19 protein-coding genes are annotated in these 19,378 nt (G+C 44.8%); 14 read left to right on the top strand and 5 right to left on the bottom strand.

From position 1 onward, the window contains the following. The 14 genes from B5D50_RS04600 (at position 1) to B5D50_RS04535 (ending at position 13,733) form a co-directional block, all read left to right on the top strand. On the top strand, positions 1-3,156 hold the full coding sequence (locus B5D50_RS04600) for an efflux RND transporter permease subunit (RefSeq protein ID WP_078921408.1): 3,156 nt from the start codon (positions 1-3) through the stop codon (positions 3,154-3,156). Positions 3,157-3,230: 74 nt separating this feature from the next. After that, positions 3,231-3,800 (top strand): TMEM165/GDT1 family protein, encoded by a 570-nt coding sequence (locus B5D50_RS04595; protein WP_078921643.1) that lies wholly within the window; start codon positions 3,231-3,233, stop codon positions 3,798-3,800. Then, a complete protein-coding gene (recO, locus tag B5D50_RS04590) occupies positions 3,797-4,489 on the top strand; it encodes a DNA repair protein RecO (RefSeq protein ID WP_078921407.1) in 693 nt (230 codons plus the stop codon). Before B5D50_RS04595 ends, recO begins: the two co-directional genes overlap by 4 nt. Before the next feature lie 15 nt (positions 4,490-4,504). After that, positions 4,505-4,885, top strand: a complete 381-nt coding sequence (gene acpS, locus B5D50_RS04585) for a holo-ACP synthase (RefSeq protein WP_078921406.1) — start codon at positions 4,505-4,507, stop codon at positions 4,883-4,885. Between the two features lie 5 nt (positions 4,886-4,890). Beyond that, entirely contained in the window at positions 4,891-5,787 is an 897-nt protein-coding gene (gene cysM / locus B5D50_RS04580; RefSeq protein ID WP_078921405.1) for a cysteine synthase CysM, read from the top strand. Positions 5,788-5,813: 26 nt separating this feature from the next. Beyond that, positions 5,814-6,419 carry a protein adenylyltransferase Fic gene (gene fic, locus B5D50_RS04575; RefSeq protein ID WP_078921404.1) on the top strand — a complete coding sequence of 202 codons (606 nt, stop codon included), beginning with the start codon at positions 5,814-5,816 and terminating at the stop codon, positions 6,417-6,419. Positions 6,420-6,569: 150 nt separating this feature from the next. Continuing rightward, the gene (locus B5D50_RS04570) at positions 6,570-6,992 is read left to right on the top strand and encodes a transposase family protein (protein ID WP_078921403.1); all 423 of its coding nucleotides are present in this window, start codon (positions 6,570-6,572) and stop codon (positions 6,990-6,992) included. Continuing rightward, positions 6,989-7,381 carry a transposase family protein gene (locus B5D50_RS04565; protein ID WP_078921402.1) on the top strand — a complete coding sequence of 131 codons (393 nt, stop codon included), beginning with the start codon at positions 6,989-6,991 and terminating at the stop codon, positions 7,379-7,381. Before B5D50_RS04570 ends, B5D50_RS04565 begins: the two co-directional genes overlap by 4 nt. A gap of 121 nt (positions 7,382-7,502) precedes the next feature. After that, on the top strand, positions 7,503-7,694 hold the full coding sequence (locus B5D50_RS04560) for a hypothetical protein (protein WP_078921401.1): 192 nt from the start codon (positions 7,503-7,505) through the stop codon (positions 7,692-7,694). A gap of 463 nt (positions 7,695-8,157) precedes the next feature. Further along, on the top strand, positions 8,158-9,087 hold the full coding sequence (locus B5D50_RS04555; RefSeq protein WP_078921400.1) for a sugar ABC transporter substrate-binding protein: 930 nt from the start codon (positions 8,158-8,160) through the stop codon (positions 9,085-9,087). A 90-nt stretch (positions 9,088-9,177) separates the two neighbouring features. Further along, a complete protein-coding gene (locus B5D50_RS04550; RefSeq protein WP_078921399.1) occupies positions 9,178-10,299 on the top strand; it encodes an ABC transporter permease in 1,122 nt (373 codons plus the stop codon). Positions 10,300-10,309: 10 nt separating this feature from the next. After that, on the top strand, positions 10,310-11,098 hold the full coding sequence (locus B5D50_RS04545; RefSeq protein WP_078921398.1) for an ATP-binding cassette domain-containing protein: 789 nt from the start codon (positions 10,310-10,312) through the stop codon (positions 11,096-11,098). 225 nt (positions 11,099-11,323) lie between these two features. After that, on the top strand, positions 11,324-12,814 hold the full coding sequence (locus B5D50_RS04540) for a CoA-acylating methylmalonate-semialdehyde dehydrogenase (RefSeq protein WP_078921397.1): 1,491 nt from the start codon (positions 11,324-11,326) through the stop codon (positions 12,812-12,814). 61 nt (positions 12,815-12,875) lie between these two features. Next, positions 12,876-13,733 carry a MurR/RpiR family transcriptional regulator gene (locus tag B5D50_RS04535; protein ID WP_159448570.1) on the top strand — a complete coding sequence of 286 codons (858 nt, stop codon included), beginning with the start codon at positions 12,876-12,878 and terminating at the stop codon, positions 13,731-13,733. A gap of 53 nt (positions 13,734-13,786) precedes the next feature. Here B5D50_RS04535 and B5D50_RS04530 read toward each other — a convergent pair whose 3' ends face one another. The 5 genes from B5D50_RS04530 to B5D50_RS04510 form a co-directional block, all read right to left on the bottom strand. Then, complete coding sequence (locus tag B5D50_RS04530; RefSeq protein ID WP_078921395.1) at positions 13,787-15,790, bottom strand: FG-GAP repeat domain-containing protein; 2,004 nt, start codon at positions 15,788-15,790, stop codon at positions 13,787-13,789. Positions 15,791-15,889: 99 nt separating this feature from the next. Further along, positions 15,890-16,345, bottom strand: coding sequence for a hypothetical protein (locus B5D50_RS04525; protein WP_078921394.1), 456 nt, complete (start codon positions 16,343-16,345; stop codon positions 15,890-15,892). Between the two features lie 106 nt (positions 16,346-16,451). After that, positions 16,452-16,832 carry a response regulator gene (locus B5D50_RS04520; RefSeq protein WP_078921393.1) on the bottom strand — a complete coding sequence of 127 codons (381 nt, stop codon included), beginning with the start codon at positions 16,830-16,832 and terminating at the stop codon, positions 16,452-16,454. Beyond that, positions 16,817-17,194 (bottom strand): Hpt domain-containing protein, encoded by a 378-nt coding sequence (locus B5D50_RS04515; RefSeq protein ID WP_078921392.1) that lies wholly within the window; start codon positions 17,192-17,194, stop codon positions 16,817-16,819. Before B5D50_RS04515 ends, B5D50_RS04520 begins: the two co-directional genes overlap by 16 nt. Continuing rightward, complete coding sequence (locus tag B5D50_RS04510) at positions 17,178-19,376, bottom strand: two-component system response regulator (protein WP_078921391.1); 2,199 nt, start codon at positions 19,374-19,376, stop codon at positions 17,178-17,180. Before B5D50_RS04510 ends, B5D50_RS04515 begins: the two co-directional genes overlap by 17 nt. Positions 19,377-19,378: the final 2 nt, after the last annotated feature.

Below are 19,378 nucleotides of genomic sequence, written 5' to 3'. Positions count from 1 at the left end.
ATGTCTTTATTCTTTATTGACCGACCAATATTTGCTTGGGTGCTGGCGATTATTGTCATGCTAGCCGGGGTCTTATCCATTCCCCAACTGCCGGTTGCTCAATATCCTGATATTGCACCCCCGACTATTTCGGTGTCGGCGTCTTATCCCGGGGCTTCGGCAAAAACAGTAGAGGATTCAGTCACACAGATTATTGAACAAAAAATGACAGGGCTGGATGGTCTGCAATATATCAGCTCAACCAGTAGCTCCTCAGGGAGTGCACGGGTGGATTTGAGCTTTTCAGCGGATACTGATCCTGATTTAGCTCAAGTGGAGGTGCAAAATAAACTGCAGTTAGCCTTACCGCAGTTACCGGCTGCTGTCCAACAACAAGGGACGCGAGTCAGTAAAAGCTCGAGTGGCTTTTTACAGATTATTGGCTTCACCTCGACGAACGGGCAGATGAGCCAAACGGAGATTGCCGATTATATTACCACTCAGATTCAAGATCCGATTAGTCGGGTCGAGGGGGTAGGCAATACCCAAATTTTTGGGGCGCCCTATGCCATGCGTATTTGGCTCGATCCCTTAAAAATGAGTATGTATAAAGTCACCACTACGGAGGTGAAAGCGGCGATTCAAGCACAAAATACCCAAATTTCAGCGGGGCAATTAGGTGGCACGCCTGCACTGCCCAATCAACCGATGAATGTCACGGTCACGGCTCAATCCACCTTGCAAACCGCAGAGCAATTCAATGCGATTACGGTCAAGGCTAATACCACGGGCGGAGTAGTGCGCCTTGCGGATCTTGCGCGGGTGGAGCTGGGCAGCGAAAGTTATGATGTGGTATCAAGAATCGGTGGCCAAGCATCGGGGGGGTTATCGGTGACGTTAGCCAGTGGTGCGAATGCACTGACCACAGCCGAGGCCGTTAAAGCGAAGCTCAAGGAGCTTGAAGCTTATTTCCCACCCGGTTTAACTGCAATTATTACGTATGATGCTTCACCTTTTATTAAAATTTCTATTCAAGGTGTACTTGTTACCTTAGCCGAAGCGATGGTTTTAGTCTTCATCGTTATGTTTATTTTTCTCCAAAGTTTTCGTGCCACCTTAATTCCGGCGATTACCGTGCCGATTGTGCTGTTGGGTACGCTGGCAATCTTGAATATTTTTGGCTATTCGATTAATACCCTGACTTTGTTTGCGATGGTCTTGGCAATTGGCTTATTGGTAGATGATGCGATCGTCGTGGTCGAAAATGTCGAGCGTTTAATGCATGACGAGCATTTATCCCCGCGTGAGGCGACCCGTAAGTCGATGCAGCAAATTACTGGGGCTTTAATTGGTATTGCCCTCGTGCTGGCAGCGGTGTTTGTACCGATGGCCTTCTTTGGTGGTTCAACTGGGGTGATCTATCGACAGTTTTCAATCACCTTGGTGTCAGCCATCACCTTATCAGTAGGAGTTGCCTTGATTCTCACCCCCGCCCTGTGTGCCTCCTTATTAAAAGCGAGCGATGCTCAGGACAAAAAAGGTTGGGCTGGCTGGTTTAATCGTGGCTTTAGCCGTAGCAGTCAGCGTTATCAGCGCATGGTCGGTGGTATGTTAAATAAGCCAGCACGTTATTTACTGATTTACGTATTAATCATCGGTTTGATGAGTTATTTATTTGTGCGCTTACCGACCTCGTTTTTACCCGATGAAGATCAAGGTACTTTGTTTGTGCAAGTACGGTTGCCGCCCGGTTCTACCCAAGAAAATACCTTAAAAGTGGTGGCTAAAGTAGAGAAGTATTTTTTAGAAAATGAAAAGGATGTACTCAAAGCGGTCATGGCCGTTGGGGGTGTCGGGACAGCAGGCAATGCGCAAAATGTAGCGCGGTTGTTTGTGCGGTTAGTCGATTGGGATCAGCGTAAACGCCCTGATCAGACGGCTCAAGCGATAGCTAAGCGTGCCTCGGGTAAACTCCGTACCATTCAAGAGGCGCGAGTGGTGGTGAACGCGCCACCGGCTGTACGTGGCTTAGGGAATTCGGCGGGTTTCTCGGTGGAGATTCAAGATCGAGCAGGTTTAGGGCATGAAGCTTTAATGCAAGCAAGAGATCAGTTTCTTAAAGCGGCTTCGCAAGATCCGCGCTTAACGGCGGTACGTGCGAATGGCATGGATGATAGCAGTCAATATCAGGTGGACATTGATGTGTTGCAAGCCAGTGCGATGGGAATCTCGATTAATACCATTAACGATACCTTATCGACAGCGTGGGGTGGTTCTTATGTGAGTAATTTTATTGATCGTGGGCGGGTGAAAAAGGTTTATCTGCAAGGCGAGGCGGCAAGCCGGATGATGCCTGAAGATTTGGACCGTTGGTTTGTGCGCAATGCAGCGGGCGATATGGTGCCTTTTTCTAGTTTCTCGAAAGGACAATGGACTAAAGGGCCTCCACTATTAGAGCGCTTCAATGGGATTAGTGCTGTGGAGGTCACTGGTGCACCGGTTGAGGGGGTAAGCTCAGGGACAGCCATGCAGATTGTGGCGGAGCTAGTTGGCCAACTACCGGAGGGGATTGGTTTTGAATGGACCGGTTTATCCTATCAAGAGGCCAAATCGGGAGCGCAAGCGCCCTTATTATATGCCTTATCGGTTCTCGTGGTGTTTTTAGCGTTGGCTGCATTGTATGAAAGTTGGTCGATTCCATTTGCGGTAATTTTAGTTGTACCCCTTGGTATCTTGGGCGCTGTCATGGCGACTGAGCTACGAGGCTTAAATAATGATGTGTATTTCCAAGTGGGTTTATTAACCACCATCGGTCTGGCGGCTAAGAATGCGATTATGATTGTTGAATTTGCGCGTAATTTACTGCTGCAAGGTTATGCTTTAATTCCAGCGACTTTAGAAGCAGTGCGGATTCGGTTACGGCCGATTTTAATGACCTCGTTTGCCTTTATTTTAGGGGTATTGCCGTTAGTATTTAGTAGTGGTGCGGGGGCGGGTAGTCGGCATGCTGTCGGCACGGGCGTATTGGGTGGCATGATCGCAGCGACTATTTTCGGTATTTTCTTTGCGCCGTTATTTTTTCTGGTAGTCAAGCGGTTATTTCCAGAAAAGCTCCAACAGCCAACTAAGTCACCCGTCATAGATGCTCCAATGAGTGTTCAAAAAATCAGTGTCTAAATCTGTGTTTAAACACGATTGGCATTCAGCCTACTAGTCAGTACACTCGGGCTGGTGAATAGGGAGTGTCTAATTTGGAAGCTTTTTTAATTTCAACAGGAATTGTTGCACTGGCTGAAATGGGGGATAAAACCCAGTTATTATCGCTGGTATTGGCCGCTAAGTTTCGTAAGCCTTGGCCGATTATTTTAGGGATTTTGTTGGCGACTTTACTCAATCATGCGTTGGCTGGTGCAGTCGGGGCTTGGTTGACTTCAGTCTTAGGACCGAATGCCTTGCGTTGGATTTTGGGCTTGGGTTTTTTGGCAATGGCAGTCTGGATGCTCATTCCAGATAAGTTGGATGAAGAAGATGCGAATGTGAAAGCCTCGCGTTTTGGTGTGTTTGTGACTACTTTGATCGCTTTCTTTTTTGCTGAAATGGGCGATAAAACCCAAGTGGCGACGGTGGCTTTAGCCGCTCAATACCAAGCTTTAGTCGCAGTCGTAGCAGGTACTACTTTAGGGATGATGCTTGCCAATGTGCCAGCGGTCTTTATCGGTGATCAGTTAGCACATCGCTTACCGATCAAACTGATTCACGGCGTTGCGGCTGCCATTTTCGCTATTTTAGGTATCCTCGCTTTAAGCGGAGTGGGGCTGTGAAGCCTGCTTTCGTCTTGCGGCGGAATAATTTTCGCGATAATAGCCTGTTGCTCGATTTATTCACGCAAGATGAAGGACGCATTAGCGCAGTCGCCCGCTACTCTAAAAAACAGGCAGCCCGCATTAAAGGTATGTTAGAGCCATTTCGCTTACTTGATGCGAGCTGGGTCGGGCGTGGTGAGGTTTTCACACTCACTCAGACTGAGGAAAAAGGCCGTTATCGTTTGCAGCAAGGGGCTTTGATACAAGGCTTATATCTGAATGAATTATTCTTACGCAACTTCCAAACTCAGCAAGCCCTACCTGAGCTTTTCCAGCGCTATCGTGAAGTTTTATCCACCCTACAAGCGGGTGAAAATCTACCTGCCGTGATGCTGTTAGAACTAGAGTTATTAGTGCACTGTGGTTATAGCTTCAATCTTTGGCAGGATGATCAAACTGGACTGGAGATTCAAGCCGCGCTGAGCTATTGCTTCCGCCCTGATTTAGGCTTAGTGGCGGCTCATACGTTAGTGGCTGAGCCGCATGATACACTGATTTCCGGCACTCTACTGCTAGCTTTACGTGCGCCAGAGCAGATGGCTTTACCGGCTTGGCGTGAACTACGCAGGGTTTTAGATCGCTGTTGGCGAGTATTATTGAAAGGTAAAACCTTATATGCTCGCCAATTATTGAGTGAGTTGAAATAGAGTGATAGCAGAGTCATGCGGATTCTAGGAATTGGCACGGATATTGTCGAAATAGCGCGGATTGACCGTTTATTAGAGCGCCAAGCTGAGCGGTTTATTGAGCGGATTTTGCATCCCCATGAACTCGCCTACTTGGCTCAGATTCATCAACCAGCGGCTTGGCTAGCTAAGCGCTTTGCCACCAAAGAAGCGGTCGCTAAGGCCTTAGGTACAGGGATAGGTCAGGCTGCTAGTTTTGTGGAGATTGAAACCCGTCATACTGAGTTAGGCCAGCCAATCATCCATTTACACGGGACCAGCTTAGCCACCGCCAAGCAATTAGGCGTAACCAGCATTCAAGTCTCAATTGCAGATGAGCGCGAATATGCGGTCGCTTTCGTGATTTTACTAGGATAATCATCATGCTTTACCCCACCATCGAAGAATTTATTGGTAATACCCCTTTGGTACGCTTACAGCGCTTACCCGGTCAGACCACCAATATTTTATTGGCCAAATTAGAGGGAAATAATCCAGCCGGTTCGGTTAAGGATCGCCCGGCTTTAAATATGATTCTGCAAGCTGAGCGACGCGGAGAGATTCAACCGGGGGATACTTTAATTGAAGCCACCAGCGGTAATACCGGCATTGCTTTAGCGATGGTAGCCGCGATTAAGGGCTATAAAATGATCTTGCTGATGCCCGACAATCTGAGTATGGAGCGGCGTGCCTCCATGAAGGCTTATGGCGCTGAGTTATTGTTAGTTAGTAAAGAGCAAGGTGGCATGGAGGGGGCACGCGATTTAGCTTTGCAATTAGAGCGCGAGGGTAAAGGCAAGGTCTTAAATCAGTTTGCGAATGCTGACAATCCTGCTGCGCATCTGCTCAGTACTGGGCCAGAAATTTGGCAGGCGACTCAAGGTAGCCTTACACATTTTGTCAGTGCGATGGGGACAACGGGAACTATCATGGGGACGGGTAGCTATTTAAAATCACAAAATCCAAACGTTCAAATTGTAGGAGTGCGCCCTGCCACTCAGCAAGATGCGATTCCGGGAATTCGGCGCTGGTCAGCGGAATATTTACCTGAAATCTTTGAGGCTCAGCGTGTTGATCTAGAAATGGATGTCACTCAAGTCGAAGCGGAAACCATGATGCGGCGTTTAGCAGTGGAAGAAGGTATTTTCTGCGGAGTCTCTTCCGGGGGCGCGATGGCGGCAGCTTTGCGCTTATCTCAAGAATTAGAGCAGGCTACCATAGTGACGATTATCTGTGATCGTGGGGACCGGTATATTTCGACGGGGGTGTTTCCGGCTTAAACACGTAAGAGCAAGGATTATATAACATGCTGTTAGCCAACAAACTGGGTATTACCGACCAGATTGAACTGAACAAAACGGAAGAAAAAATCAGCAAGCAAAAAGCCAAACAGCTTTTTGATAGCGGTGAGATCAACCAGATTGAGGTGGGCACATTCCAGGGGTTGGCGCAGATTCACGCCTATTTGTTTGGTGACATTTATGAGTTTGCGGGCAAGTTGCGTGATGTGAACATTGCCAAGGGCAACTTCCGCTTTGCGCCGCTGATGTATCTGGAACAATCGCTGCAATACATCAGCCGTATGCCGCATGACCATTTTGATGCGATTATCGAAAAATATGTAGAGATGAATGTGGCGCATCCGTTTCGGGAAGGGAATGGGCGTGCTACGCGGATTTGGCTGGATTTGATGTTGAAGGCAGGTATTAAGCAGGTTATTGACTGGAATGCGGTGGATAAGGGGGAGTATCTGTCGGCGATGGAGCGTAGCGTGGTGAAGGATGTAGAGATTAAAGTGCTGTTGAAAGCGGCTTTGACCGATAAAATTAATGATCGTGAGTTGTTTATGAAGGGTATTGATGTTAGCTATTTCTATGAGGGTTATAGCGAGTTCAGGACGCGGGATGTGTGAAGAGTTGGGTCTATCAAAAATTATGATAGGAGTTGCGTGATTTCACACAGTTACTCAGTGAAATCACATGTTTTCCCTAATGCCCTTTTATAACTAATTGAAATAATAGACCTCTTGCGAAAGTAGCCATTCTCGCCTATAAGGTTAAGCATGAACTACCTAACCCTGAAAACCCTATCCCCCTCGGCGTTCAAACGCGGAGTAGGAATCCCCCTGCCGCTCTTTCACGAACTGCTGGAGGTGCTCAAAGCAGGCGAGTTGACGAAGAAGAAGTCCGGTCGCCCCAGCCCGTTAAGCCTAGAGGATCAACTATTATTGACCCTAGGTTACTGGCGAGAGTACCGCACGTTGTTCCACTTAGGTTTGAGCTATCAGGTCCATGAATCGACTGCCCAGCGCATCGTGAAGCGGGTTGAAACCCGCTTGGAAGCGTCGGGGGTGTTAAGCTTAGCCCAAACGGCCTCTAGGGAAGGAGTACGGGGTGTGCTATTGGATGCGAGTGAAGTACCGATTGAACGTCCCCAAAAAAACAAGCGGCTCACTACCGTGGAAAGAAGCACACCCATACACTGAAATTTCAGCTTTTGATCGAGGAACAGCAGGGATGCATTCTAGAGGTGGCGACCTCGGCAGAGCAAGAACATGACCTCTGCTTAGCTCGCCGCCACGCTCATCATCTTCCGGCGGGTAGCGTCTGTGCGGTGGATCTGGGCTATGTGGGGTTCAGGGTCGAGGGATGCTCTGTGGTTATGCCGTTCAAAAAGCCGCTGGGTCGAGACTTAGAGCCGGAGCAAATGGAGTTCAATCAGCGGTTGGCCAAGGTTCGGGTCAAGGTGGAGCATCGGATTCGCGCACTGAAAATTTTTCGGATTCTGAAGGGGGTTTACCGAGGACGGCGACAGCGGTTTGAGCTACGCTTACGGTTGATCGCCGCTCTTGTTAATCGGATGATTGGGGGATAATTATTTTCGCAAGAGGTCTAGTTTGCTCTTAAATGAATAAAACCAAATCAAATGTCTGGTAGATCGAAATGTAGTATCTTAGATTTAACCTCAAACTTTTTAGGCAGGAACTCATTCAACTATGATTAGCGAACGTGACCGCGACTTTTTCCAACCCAAATGGCGACGGGTTGCTATTACAGCATTTTGTACTGCTTGGGCTGCTTTTGAGTGGTATGGGCAAAATACTTTTTGGGCAATGATTGCCACGGGCGCGGCGGCTTATTGTTATTGGGAATATATCTATAAGTTTGAGCAGCGCAAGGACGCTTAAAGTTTTTTAGAGAGTACTCGATTGGTTCTTCGGAAGATTCCTTCCGAATCACCTATGCAAGACCTGCGTGTCAATACTTCACGAGACTTCAGTCAACAAAATTAGCGAGCAAAGATTTTATAAAAATCACCTCAGAAAATTAGCTGAAGGGTTTTGTTTGCATCTGAACTTATCCTATCAGCAGCGTGGTGCTGTATAAGTGCCGATTGGGTTTGAGTCACTTCTTTAAGGGCAAATTCCAAGTTAAGTCTAGACTTGAGTGCAAGCAAACTATCATTTAGTGATCCTTGATAAATTGTTGAGGCAATTTTTCGGTGGGGTTACGTCATTTTTCTTAAATTTGGAATGAATATTTCATTGACATAAAAATATAGAAAACATATTCTGAGATCAGATGGGCTGAACTCAATGCATTGCCTCATCTACATGGCGGGCATCGCTCTAAATTTTGGAGGAGAAATTAATGAGAAGTTTATTTAAATCTATCGCGTTAGTACTGGCTATTGCCTCACCAACGGTGATGGCAGCCGATGATATTAATATCATTGTGGTCTCACACGGTCAGGCCAATGACCCTTTCTGGACAGTCGTAAAAAATGGGGTAGAAGCTGCGGGCAAGGATATGAGTGTCAAGGTGGATTATCGCGCCCCTGAAACCTTTAATATGGTAGAAATGTCCGCACTGATTGATGCAGCGGTGAATCAAGAGCCAGCGGGCTTAATTGTTTCTATCCCAGATGCTCAAGCCTTAGGGGCTTCGATTGAAAAGGCCGTGAAAGCGGGGATTCCGGTAATTTCGATGAACTCCGGTGTGGAGGCCTCGGCTAAGCTCGGGGCTTTATTGCATGTGGGTCAAGAAGAGTTAGTGGCAGGTAGAAAAGCGGGTGAAAAGCTCAAGGAAATGGGCGGCAAAAAAGGTTTATGTGTTAACCAAGAAGTGGGTAATGTCGCATTAGACCAACGTTGCCAAGGTTTTAAAGAAGGCTTTGGTGAGGTAGAAGTCATTCCAACCAGCAATGACCCCGCTGATGTTAAAGCAAAGGTGCGGGCTGCTTTAGAAAAAGCAACCGATGTCGATACGATTCTAGCTTTAGGTGCAAGTACGGCAGGTGAGCCAACTTTAGCAGCGATTGAAGAGGTCGGGAAAACAGGCAAGATTCATGTTGGTACTTTCGATATGTCGGCTAATTTCCTGAAAGCGGTGGCGGAAGGTAAAGCAGCGTTCTGTATTGATCAGCAGCAATATCTACAAGGCTATTTGCCAGTGACCTTCCTTGCCAATTATGCCCGTTTTGGTTTAATGCCCGGTGGCAATGTACCTTCTGGCCCGAATCTAGTCACCAAAGACAAAGCGGCTCAAGTCGTTGAGCTGTCGGCTAAAGGTATTCGCTAATCGTGTTTGCTTGCTTAAGGTAAGCGTTTTAACCAGTATCACCCGTCCTGCTCGGCCTAGGCCTGAGCAGGATGTGCGAGGTCTAAGCCTATGAGTACGCCCCAAGCTTCTCCGCCACCTTCGGCGTCTGCAACTGACGAACGTATTGCAAAAGTCAGTTTTTTCAAATCCATTTTACAACGCCCTGAGGTGGGTGCGATTGCAGGCCTCATTGCGATTGTCTTGTTTTTCGCTATTTATGCCGATGCGAGCATGTTCTCCCTAGCCGGGTTCATGAACTTTATGCAGCCTGCCGCCCAGCTTGGTATTTTAGCTGTGGCTGCAGCTTTATTGATGGTGGGTGGCGAATTTGATTTATCCATCGGTTCGATGATTGCCTTTGCAGGCATTGCCTTAGGTATTCCACTGGTTTTGTGGGGTTGGCCGTTGGGGGTCAGTATTCTTTTTGCCTTTGCTGTGTCGATAGCCTTTGGCGCGATCAATGGTTTTATTGTACTGCGTTCGGGCTTGCCTTCTTTTATTGTCACTTTAGCCTTCTTGTTTATTTTGCGTGGTTTGACCTTAGTCAGTTTGAAATTAGCCACAGGTACTACGCAATTACGTGGTATTCCCGAAGCGGCTGGGGATAGTTGGCTAGTGGAGATTTTCTCGGGTAATGCTTTTGAAGGTTTATTTGCATGGTTAGCCAGTATGGGCTTAATTGAAACCTTTAAAAATGGAGCACCTAAAGTTCAAGGCGTTCCAGTTGAGATTATTTGGTTTGTGATTTTGGCGATAGCTGCTTCTTGGTTACTGAATAAAACGCGCTTTGGTAACTGGATTTTTGCCGCTGGGGGTGATCCTAATGCAGCGCGCAATGTGGGTGTTCCGGTCGCCCGCGTGAAAATTATGCTCTTTATTTTTACCGCAATGGCAGCCACTTTAGTCGCCATTATTACGGTGTTGCAGTTTGGTACGGCCGATGCCAGCCGTGGTTTATTAAAAGAATTCCATGCGATTATTGCAGCGGTTATTGGCGGTTGCTTACTCACGGGTGGTTATGGTTCAGCGATTGGTGCAATGATCGGTGCAGTGATTTTCGGTATGGTGCAGATTGGCATTACCTACACCAATATTAACCAAGATTGGTTTCAAGTGTTTATGGGGGCGATTTTGTTAATCGCTGTGCTACTCAATAATTGGGTACGTCGCCAAGCCATGTCTTCACGTTAAGGAGTGCACCATGAGTACAAGTACACCCGCCATCCTCGAAATGGTGGAGATTGAAAAGCATTTCGGTGCCGTGATTGCCTTAGCAGGTGTGTCGATTGCAGTTTACCCCGGCGAATGCCATTGCTTGTTGGGTGATAATGGTGCGGGTAAGTCAACTTTTATTAAAACCATGTCGGGAGTACATAAACCGACTAAAGGCAAGATGCTGATCAGTGGTAAAGAGGTGACCTTCCAAAGCCCCCGCGATGCGATGGAAGCAGGGATTGCGACAGTGTATCAAGACCTTGCGATGATTCCTTTAATGTCAGTGACCCGTAATTTCTGGATGGGACGTGAGCCACGCAAAGGTATTTGGCCATTTAAAAGTTTAGATTTTGATAAAGCGAATGCAGTCACGATGACGGAAATGTCCAAAATGGGCATTAATTTACGTGAGCCTAATCAAGCAGTGGGTACGCTCTCAGGCGGGGAGCGTCAAACCGTAGCGATTGCCCGTGCTGTTTACTTTGGCGCTAAGGTTTTGATTCTGGACGAACCAACTTCTGCTTTAGGCGTGCGGCAAACCTCCAATGTCCTTGCCACCATTGATAAGGTCCGCAAATCGGGTATTGGTGTCGTGTTCATTACTCATAATGTGCGTCATGCGCTGGCCGTGGGGGATCGCTTTACTGTGTTGAATCGGGGGCGCACTTTAGGTACCGCATTGAAGGGTGAAATTCGTGCCGATGAGTTACAAGACTTGATGGCGGGTGGGCGCGAATTGGCTGATTTATCGGCGTCTTTAGGCGGGACGATTTAAGTTAAATTAGGCTAATGGGTTTAGGTTAATGGGCTTCAGCTAGGTAGTTAAGTCTGAGATAGCCAGCTATTCAGTATCAATGTCATTAGTGTAGATTTTCACATTCAATGAGTGCTCTGCTACTATAAACAGTCAGTTGAAATTTGCAATTTTTATTCTAATTTATTATTATTTTGTAATAAATATTCTATTTGTGGTTGTACAGCATTATCTGAGGATTTAAGGATGAAAACGGTTGGGCATTTGATTAATGGCGAATTACGTGAAGACACCGGCCGTACTCAGCCAGTGTATAACCCGTCCACCGGTGAGGTGAGTAAACAAGTAGCCTTAGCCTCAAAAGCAACAGTGGAGTCTGCCATTGCTGCGGCTCAGGCTGCTTTTCCGGCTTGGCGTGATACACCGCCCGCGAAACGTGCACGCATTATGTTCCGTTTCAAAGAATTGCTCGAGCAGAATGCCAAAGCGATTAACCAACTGATTGGCGAGGAGCATGGCAAAATTTCCCATGATGCAGGTGGCGAATTGCAACGTGGGATTGAAAATGTTGAATACGCTTGCTATGCCCCTGAACTCTTAAAGGGCGAACATAGCCGGAATACAGGGCCTGGCATTGATTCATGGAGTGAATTCCAACCCTTGGGTGTGGTGGCAGGCATTACCCCATTTAATTTCCCGGCGATGGTACCTTTGTGGATGTATCCTGCGGCGATTATCTGTGGCAATACCTTTGTCTTGAAGCCGTCTGAGCGTGACCCGAGTTCTACGCTATTGATTGCGCAATTGGCACAAGAAGCGGGCTTACCGCCGGGGGTGTTGAATGTCGTGAATGGTGATAAAGAGGCGGTCGATACCCTATTACATGATCCGCGTGTACAAGCCGTCAGCTTTGTCGGTTCTACCCCGATTGCTGAATATATTTATTCAACGGCGACCAAAAACGGTAAGCGCTGCCAAGCTTTAGGTGGAGCAAAAAACCATGCTATTGTCCTCGAAGATGCGGATATGGATAATGCAGTCGCGCAATTAGTCGGTGCAGCCTTTGGTTCTTCCGGTGAGCGTTGTATGGCTTTATCAGTGGTGGTAGCGGTCGGTGATAAGGCGGCGAATCAATTGGTTGAGAAAATGACGGCCGCGATGCAAGCGCTCCGTACAGGGCCTTATTCAGATAGCAGCAATGATTTTGGCCCTTTGATTACTCGAGCGCATCAGGAAAAAGTGAAAGGCTATATTGATAGTGCTGAGCAAGACGGCGCTAGCATTATCGTCGATGGTCGCCAAGTTCAAGTGGCTGGTTATGAGCAAGGTTTCTATGTCGGGGCAACGCTGATTGATCATGTCAAACCGAGTATGTTGTCATACAAGGAAGAAATCTTCGGGCCAGTACTACAAGTGGTGCGTGCCCAGAGTATGGAAGCCGCGATGCAGCTAATTAATGAGCATGAGTATGGCAATGGCACTTGCATCTTCACTCGTGACGGTGAGGCCGCACGTTATTTTTCTGATCATATTCAGGTCGGGATGGTAGGGATTAATGTACCCCTGCCTGTACCGGTTGCTTATCATAGTTTTGGTGGGTGGAAGCGTTCGTTATTTGGTGATTTATCGGCTTATGGCCCTGACAGTGTACGTTTTTATACCCGCCGCAAAACCATTACCCAACGCTGGCCCTCTTCAGCGGTGCGTGAGCAAGTGCAGTTTGCGTTTCCCTCCTAACCCTCAGCGTTAGGAGAGAGGGCAAAGAGGTAACGAGTTGCATTAACTAAGGATGATTAATATGAGTTCCGCCTTGTCCTCGACCCAAACTCTCGAGCCACCTGCTTTGCCACAGACGGTGGAGGCTTTGCATGCTTTAATCGTCGCACAGCAGCCAAATTTAAGTGCACGCCTCAAATTAGTGGCAGTGTATTTGGTCGAACATCCGCAACAAATTGCTTTCAATACCCTCGCTGAAATCGCTGAAAAAGCGGGGGTACATGCTTCAACCTTGGTGCGTTTTGCTAATTATTTTGGGTTTGATGGTTTTTCGGAGGTGCAACGCCTGTATAAGAACCAAATCATTGACCACCCGAGTAATTATCGTGAGCGTATTAGCCAATTAAAAAAGGTCGAGGGTAAGGGTGAGGTTACACCGACTTTACTCTTACATGATTTTGCGGAGGGGAATAGTTTAGCTTTGGGTTTATTGCAACAGCAGATTAAACCTGAGGTGCTCAATCAAGCGGTGCAAGCCTTAGCGACCGCCACTGAGGTATTTATTTGTGGTGTGCGCCGTATGTATCCTGCGGCGGTGTATATGGACTATACCTTGAGTCAAATTGATGTGCGCTGCCATGTGGTGGATGGGCAAGGTTCAATGGCACCGGAGCAAATGAAATGGATCAGTGCTGATTCAGTATTAGTCGCTATTACCTTCAATCCTTATGCCAACACCACCACCGAAGCGGTACATTTTGCCCGCGATAAAGGTGCGAAAATTATTCTGATCACCGACAGCGAGTTATGTCCCCACACTCAAGTCGCTGATCATGTGCTCATTGTGCGTGAAGCCGATGTGCGAGGGTTTCGGTCACTGAATTCGACTTTATGCTTGGTACAAACTCTCTGTGTGGCTTTAGGTTATGCGCGGCAATAGGGTAAAACGATTGTAGTTCTACCCGAGTATTGCAAATCTAGGTTGGTGTCAGTTTAGTAATTAAAAAATTCAACGCTGTGCTTTTGCAAATTAGTGTTGAAGCTACTGGAAAGATAGCCATTACGTAGGGTATCGACTACTAATAAATCAGCCCCCGCCTGATTATCAAATTTACCGATGAAATATTTTAAAGGTTGTGATCCTTCCCAACCATTTTTATAAGGCATATGATGTCTTTTTTTAATCCAGTTAGTTTGTCCAGATAAAGAAATATTAGTGTAAATATAATAGCCTTGAGCGGGGTTGCTACTAGAGACCAGTTTGGCCTCCACTAAAACGACATCATCCTTGCCATCTCCATTGACGTCCGTAATTTTAAAGCTTTTAATCTTGCTAGATAGTTTACTATTGATTTTCTGCCACGCGGATGTTCCTGACCAAGAGACAACCCAACCGTTTTTGCTATCAGAAATACCTAAAACATCGGTTTTTTTATCACCATTAAAATCGCCAAAAGCTAAATTAGCTAATGGATAGCTAGAGGTATTGAGAGTATGCCAAGCTTTAGTTTGTGTAGAGTACATCAACCAAGTATTATCTGCCGTAGTGAAGAAATCATTAAATCCATCTCCATCAAAATCTCCAATACTTAGATTTTTGCTATTAAAATAAAGATCATCAAAATTAAGAGTCTCTTTTTTTAATGGGCTGTAAATGACAGCTTTATAAGCTGAGGTATCTTTAGAAAAACCACTGGCTTCAATGACACTATAGGGATCAAGCCTGACGACATCACAATAACCATCTTGATTAAAATCAGTGAAGGTTGTGACCTCAGCGAGTGTTGTGTAAGATCTTTCTAAGAAAGTCCACGGGTATTTACCTTGTCCGCTGTACCACCAACTAGCTCCTGCAGGTTGAACGAGATCATCTTTGCCATCACCATCTATGTCGCAAACGGAATAAGAACCATAAGTATCGTATTTAATGGTGTTTTCATAGCGTCGAGTGGTATTGCTATAGTAATATTTAATTGCTCCATCCCTCGACAAAACTTTATCAATTAATACCGGATGTGCAAAGAAATTTTTATATAAATAGGATTGAATAGCAGGCTTACCTCTTAAAAAGAAGCCAACACCTTCTTTGTATTGCATACTATTTTCACCGATCTCCATATATTCACCGGCATCACCCCCGCGATGAAGAATACCAGAGTCTGTTCCATGCATGTCAAGCTGATGTGTATGATTTAAACCATTATCACCGCCGCCTTTTAGAATTAAATTGCGATAAGCATAATAACCACTTCCTTTGCTACCATCTCCTGCAATCGCATGACGATTAAAATCAAAGACATTATGCTCGATTAAGGCATAGGCAGAATCATGTAAGACAATGCCATATCCTAAACTAGTATTTTGATTATGGTGAAGGAAGGAGTCATGAATATAAACGCCGGACTCGGGGTTTTCTTTGTTAAGGCGATCACCCATGTTATCTCTAATGCTGATTGCAGCTGTTCCCCAGCCTGCCATTTCAACATTGCCAATATTGATGCCTATTTTGCTATTTATAACGATTCCATTAGAGTGATTTTTGCTTGGTGTATAATTTCCACCAAAAATTCCTAGACCATTAATAGTTATATTATCTCCATCTAGCTCTAATAAATCCTTGTAATAGATAATATTATCTCCTATACGTCTTGAATAATCACGATTCTTTGAAAATAAACTAGAACCAGAGTTATTTGCAGTTCTTGTGCCTAGTATTTTTACATTATTAGCAACCTTAATAGGGAAATCCATATCTGCATTTGAAAAATCTAAGCGGACCTCTAAGAGACAAACAGTAGTGTTTGGTTGAGTGACTGCATCTTTAAATAGATAAATCGAGGCAGATAAACTGTCTCGAATAAAAATTCGATTTTCAGCAGAATTAGTGGGTGAGCAATACTTTTCAAATTCAGAAGGTTGTAATGCTGCCTTCACGAGTGAGGGGCTAGCATAGGTAGCTAATAGTGCGATTACAGGCAGCAAGTACTGACGCTTCATAGTTTAACTTCTTACCTTTTAAATTAGTGACTATTTTGGGGTTTTTATTTAACGCAATACCAAGAGTTAGGATCTTGCTCATTTCTGAAATGAATTTCGCTAGTTCCGTGTCGATGAAGCTGGCGGTGCGAGCTGTATAAACTCGACTAAAGCATCTTGAAAATCATTATCCGTGGCATCTTCGAAACCGATACGACTACCTTCTCGGCGTATTTTACTTTGCTGAAAGGGCTTACTGGCATCGGGTTTACCCTTTTTATGATAACCCATGATGATATAGCACCCGCCTTGCTCAGCCACCCAACTTCCTGCACCCGATTTCCAACTATCACCTGCACCTCTTTGGTAATAGTTATTAAAAGTCATCATATTTTTTCGAGTTTTAGCATGCTTGATGATGATCGCATTTTCATAAAGGGCATTAAAACTCACATTAAACCGAATCGGTGTTTTGTCGGCTGAGCAAACCATATTAGTGGGGGCAACTAAGGCCTGTGTGGTTGTGGTATAAAGTCCACAACTAAGACTCAATAAGAGTAAATATTGAAATTTCATTTAAAAATCCTCATCAAGCTTGATACTAGAGTAAATTAGATTATCGCTTTGAAAGGAAGGAAAGTCCTGAAATTTAAACGAAACTTAGACGAAATTTCGACGAAAATCACTCGCAATGGGGTTGTTGAGTAATTAGGCTGATACCTTCTAATAATTGCTTTAAAGAAAACGGCTTTTTGAAAAAAAAAGTTTTATTTTCTTGATCAATTTTATTTGAGATTTTGACATTATTCATATATCCGGTCATAAAAATAACAGCTAAATCAGGCCATTTTTCTCGTGCTAGCTGCACTAATTGATTGCCATCACCATCCGGTAAATTCATATCAGTTATTAATAAATCAAATTTATTCTCTAACAGTTGTTGTGCATCGGCTAGATTATGCGCTTTGTGAATTTGATGACCATAGTCGAGTAAAAACAGCTCTAAGAGTTGTGCATAGGTGGTTTCATCTTCAACCAATAGAATAATCAGCGCTTGTTCCATATCTGAATCTTGTCTTGATTTTGCATATATATCCTATCTAAATGCAATAATAAATTGCTCAACTTAGACTCCATTAATAATTGGTTTTCTGCTTGGGTTTGTGGGTTGGATAATAAAAAGCTGCAATCTCGGGCAATTAATTCTACACCTAATAACTCACTCACTCCGTACAATTTATGAATAACTCTTCTTATTTGTTCAGGTTTGTTTTCCTGAATGGCGGCTTGAAGTTGTTGATGGTAATCGGGGCAAGATATAAAAAAATTCGCTAATAAGCGCGTATAAACCTTGACCGAATCACCCGTATTCCTCAAGCCTTGCTCAAGATTCACACCATCCATCGGTTCAATATTTGTTATCATAAATTTTCTTCTGAGGTTTAGGTGTAAAATAATGAGCTAGTTTGGCACCACTGAGTGAAGGGCTAAAATAAAATCCTTGAACACAGTCACAATGATGGTCGCGCAGAAATAGCAATTGTTCTTGAGTTTCTACCCCTTCGGCAACGACTTGAAGCTTTAAATTAGCTGCTAGTGAAATTAAAGATTTGACGATTTGATCATTTTTTGCATCATGGAGTATTTCTGCAATAAATAACTTATCTATTTTTAAAATATCAAAATGAAAGCTTTTGAGTAGTTTGATCGAAGAAAAACCAACACCAAAATCATCAATTGCAAACCGGATACCTAATTGATGCAAATACTCTAAGGCTTGGAGACTATGAGGTGAAATATTAACCAGAGAATTCTCGGTAACCTCTAGAATAATTTTATCAAAAGGTATGTGGTGTTTTTTGATGGGTGCTAGAATTTTTTGTGCAAAATCTTCTTGCATAATTTGTTCAGCACAAATATTCACGGAGATCGCTTTAAAATCGACTTCTTGTTTTAGCCATTGGCTGATTTGCTCACAGACCTTATGCAAGACAAAATAAGACATTTCCCGAATAAAGCCTTTCTTTTTGGCACTTTCAAAAAACACTTCAGCTTGTAATTTACCTCGACCTTGATGATTCCAGCGAATTAAGGCCTCAGCACCGTTGTAGGCTTGGGTCAGGGTGGAGAATTGCGGTTGATATTCCACAAACAGGCTATTATTCGCCAGTAAGGCAGGAAATTTTTGTTTGAGTTCGAGTTCTAGCCCTTGTATTTGTGAGAGCGTTGTATCATACAGATAATAATGGCCGACTCGATCTTCTTTGGCTTTATACAAGGCAAGATCGGTGCGACCGAGCAGATCTTCGACGCTGAGGGTACGGTCATCGCAAATACCTATCCCGATGCTGATGGTCACATTTAAATGGATACCTGATTCGAAGTAATAAGTTTCATTGAGTGTTTTGGCAAGCTGAGCGACTAAGGTCAAGAGTTCTTCTTTATCCTTGAAACCATTAATAATCAGGCTAAATTCATCGCCCCCTAAGCGGGCAATTTTGTCATTGGGAATCGCAGTGGTGAGTAGACGTTTGGCCATCATGATCAGTAACTCATCGCCGATCATATGCCCATAACCGTCGTTGACTTGTTTAAAATAGTCAACATCCAGTAACAGCAAGGCAAATGCCTGATTGGATGCATGGAGCTGCGCCAATTCCCGTTGCAAAAGCATCATGAACAGTGTGCGATTGGAAAGGCCAGTCATGGAGTCTTTATAAGCCAGTGCATGGAGTCTAGATTCGATGCGTTTGCGCTGACTGATGTCACTAAAATTGATGAGAACACTGGTTTCACCGCGCTTATTGAGCAGCAGCTTAGACCGAAATTCGACCGGAAAATCTTGACCGTTGCGATCATGCCACACCGTATCTAGTAGCAGAATCTCCTCCTGGGTTGAGATACGATTACCCAATAAGTCCAGCGTACCGTGTTCTAGATCAGGCGGATCAAGATTGAGGTGATTGCCCAATAAATTATCATCCTGACTATAACCCAATAACCGTAAGGCGGTTGCGTTAATCTGTAAGCACATGCCAGTGAGGTTGAGCCGGATACTACCCTCTTCTAGATTACTCAAAACACCAGGTGCTTTATCCTCAATTAAGAAATTATTCGCCTCATACAAAGTTTGTTTGATGTTATTCAGTTTTTCAGTTTGCAACTTAATGGCTTGCTCTAGTGCACATCTGAGCCAATACATGTCCATATGCTTTTGCAAACGTGCTAACAAGACCTCGGCTTCAAAAGGTTTGGTGATATAATCCACACCGCCGGATTTAAAGCCTGCAATCTTGTCTTGCGCTTCACCTTTGATGGTAATGAAAATAACGGGGATTTTACTAATCGTCGGTAACTCTTTAAGTCGTTTACAGACTTCAAAACCATCCATATCGGGCATCATCACATCCAATAGGATCAGATCAGGGCGTTCTTGTTGAGCCAGCTCAAGGCATTTTAAACTGTCACTGCAACAAATCACTTGATAGCCTGCACTGTGCAGGATAGTTTCCAGAAACAGCAAAATGGTTTTTTCATCATCGACCGCTAAGACCTTGACTTGCCCCAGATGCGGTTTGACGGGCTGCAAAATAAAATTATCATTCATAG

Origin of the sequence: Thiothrix eikelboomii (genome assembly GCF_900167255.1) — a bacterium.
In the GTDB taxonomy this organism is placed as follows: domain Bacteria; phylum Pseudomonadota; class Gammaproteobacteria; order Thiotrichales; family Thiotrichaceae; genus Thiolinea; species Thiolinea eikelboomii.
This window is presented reverse-complemented; position numbering and strand designations above follow the sequence as displayed.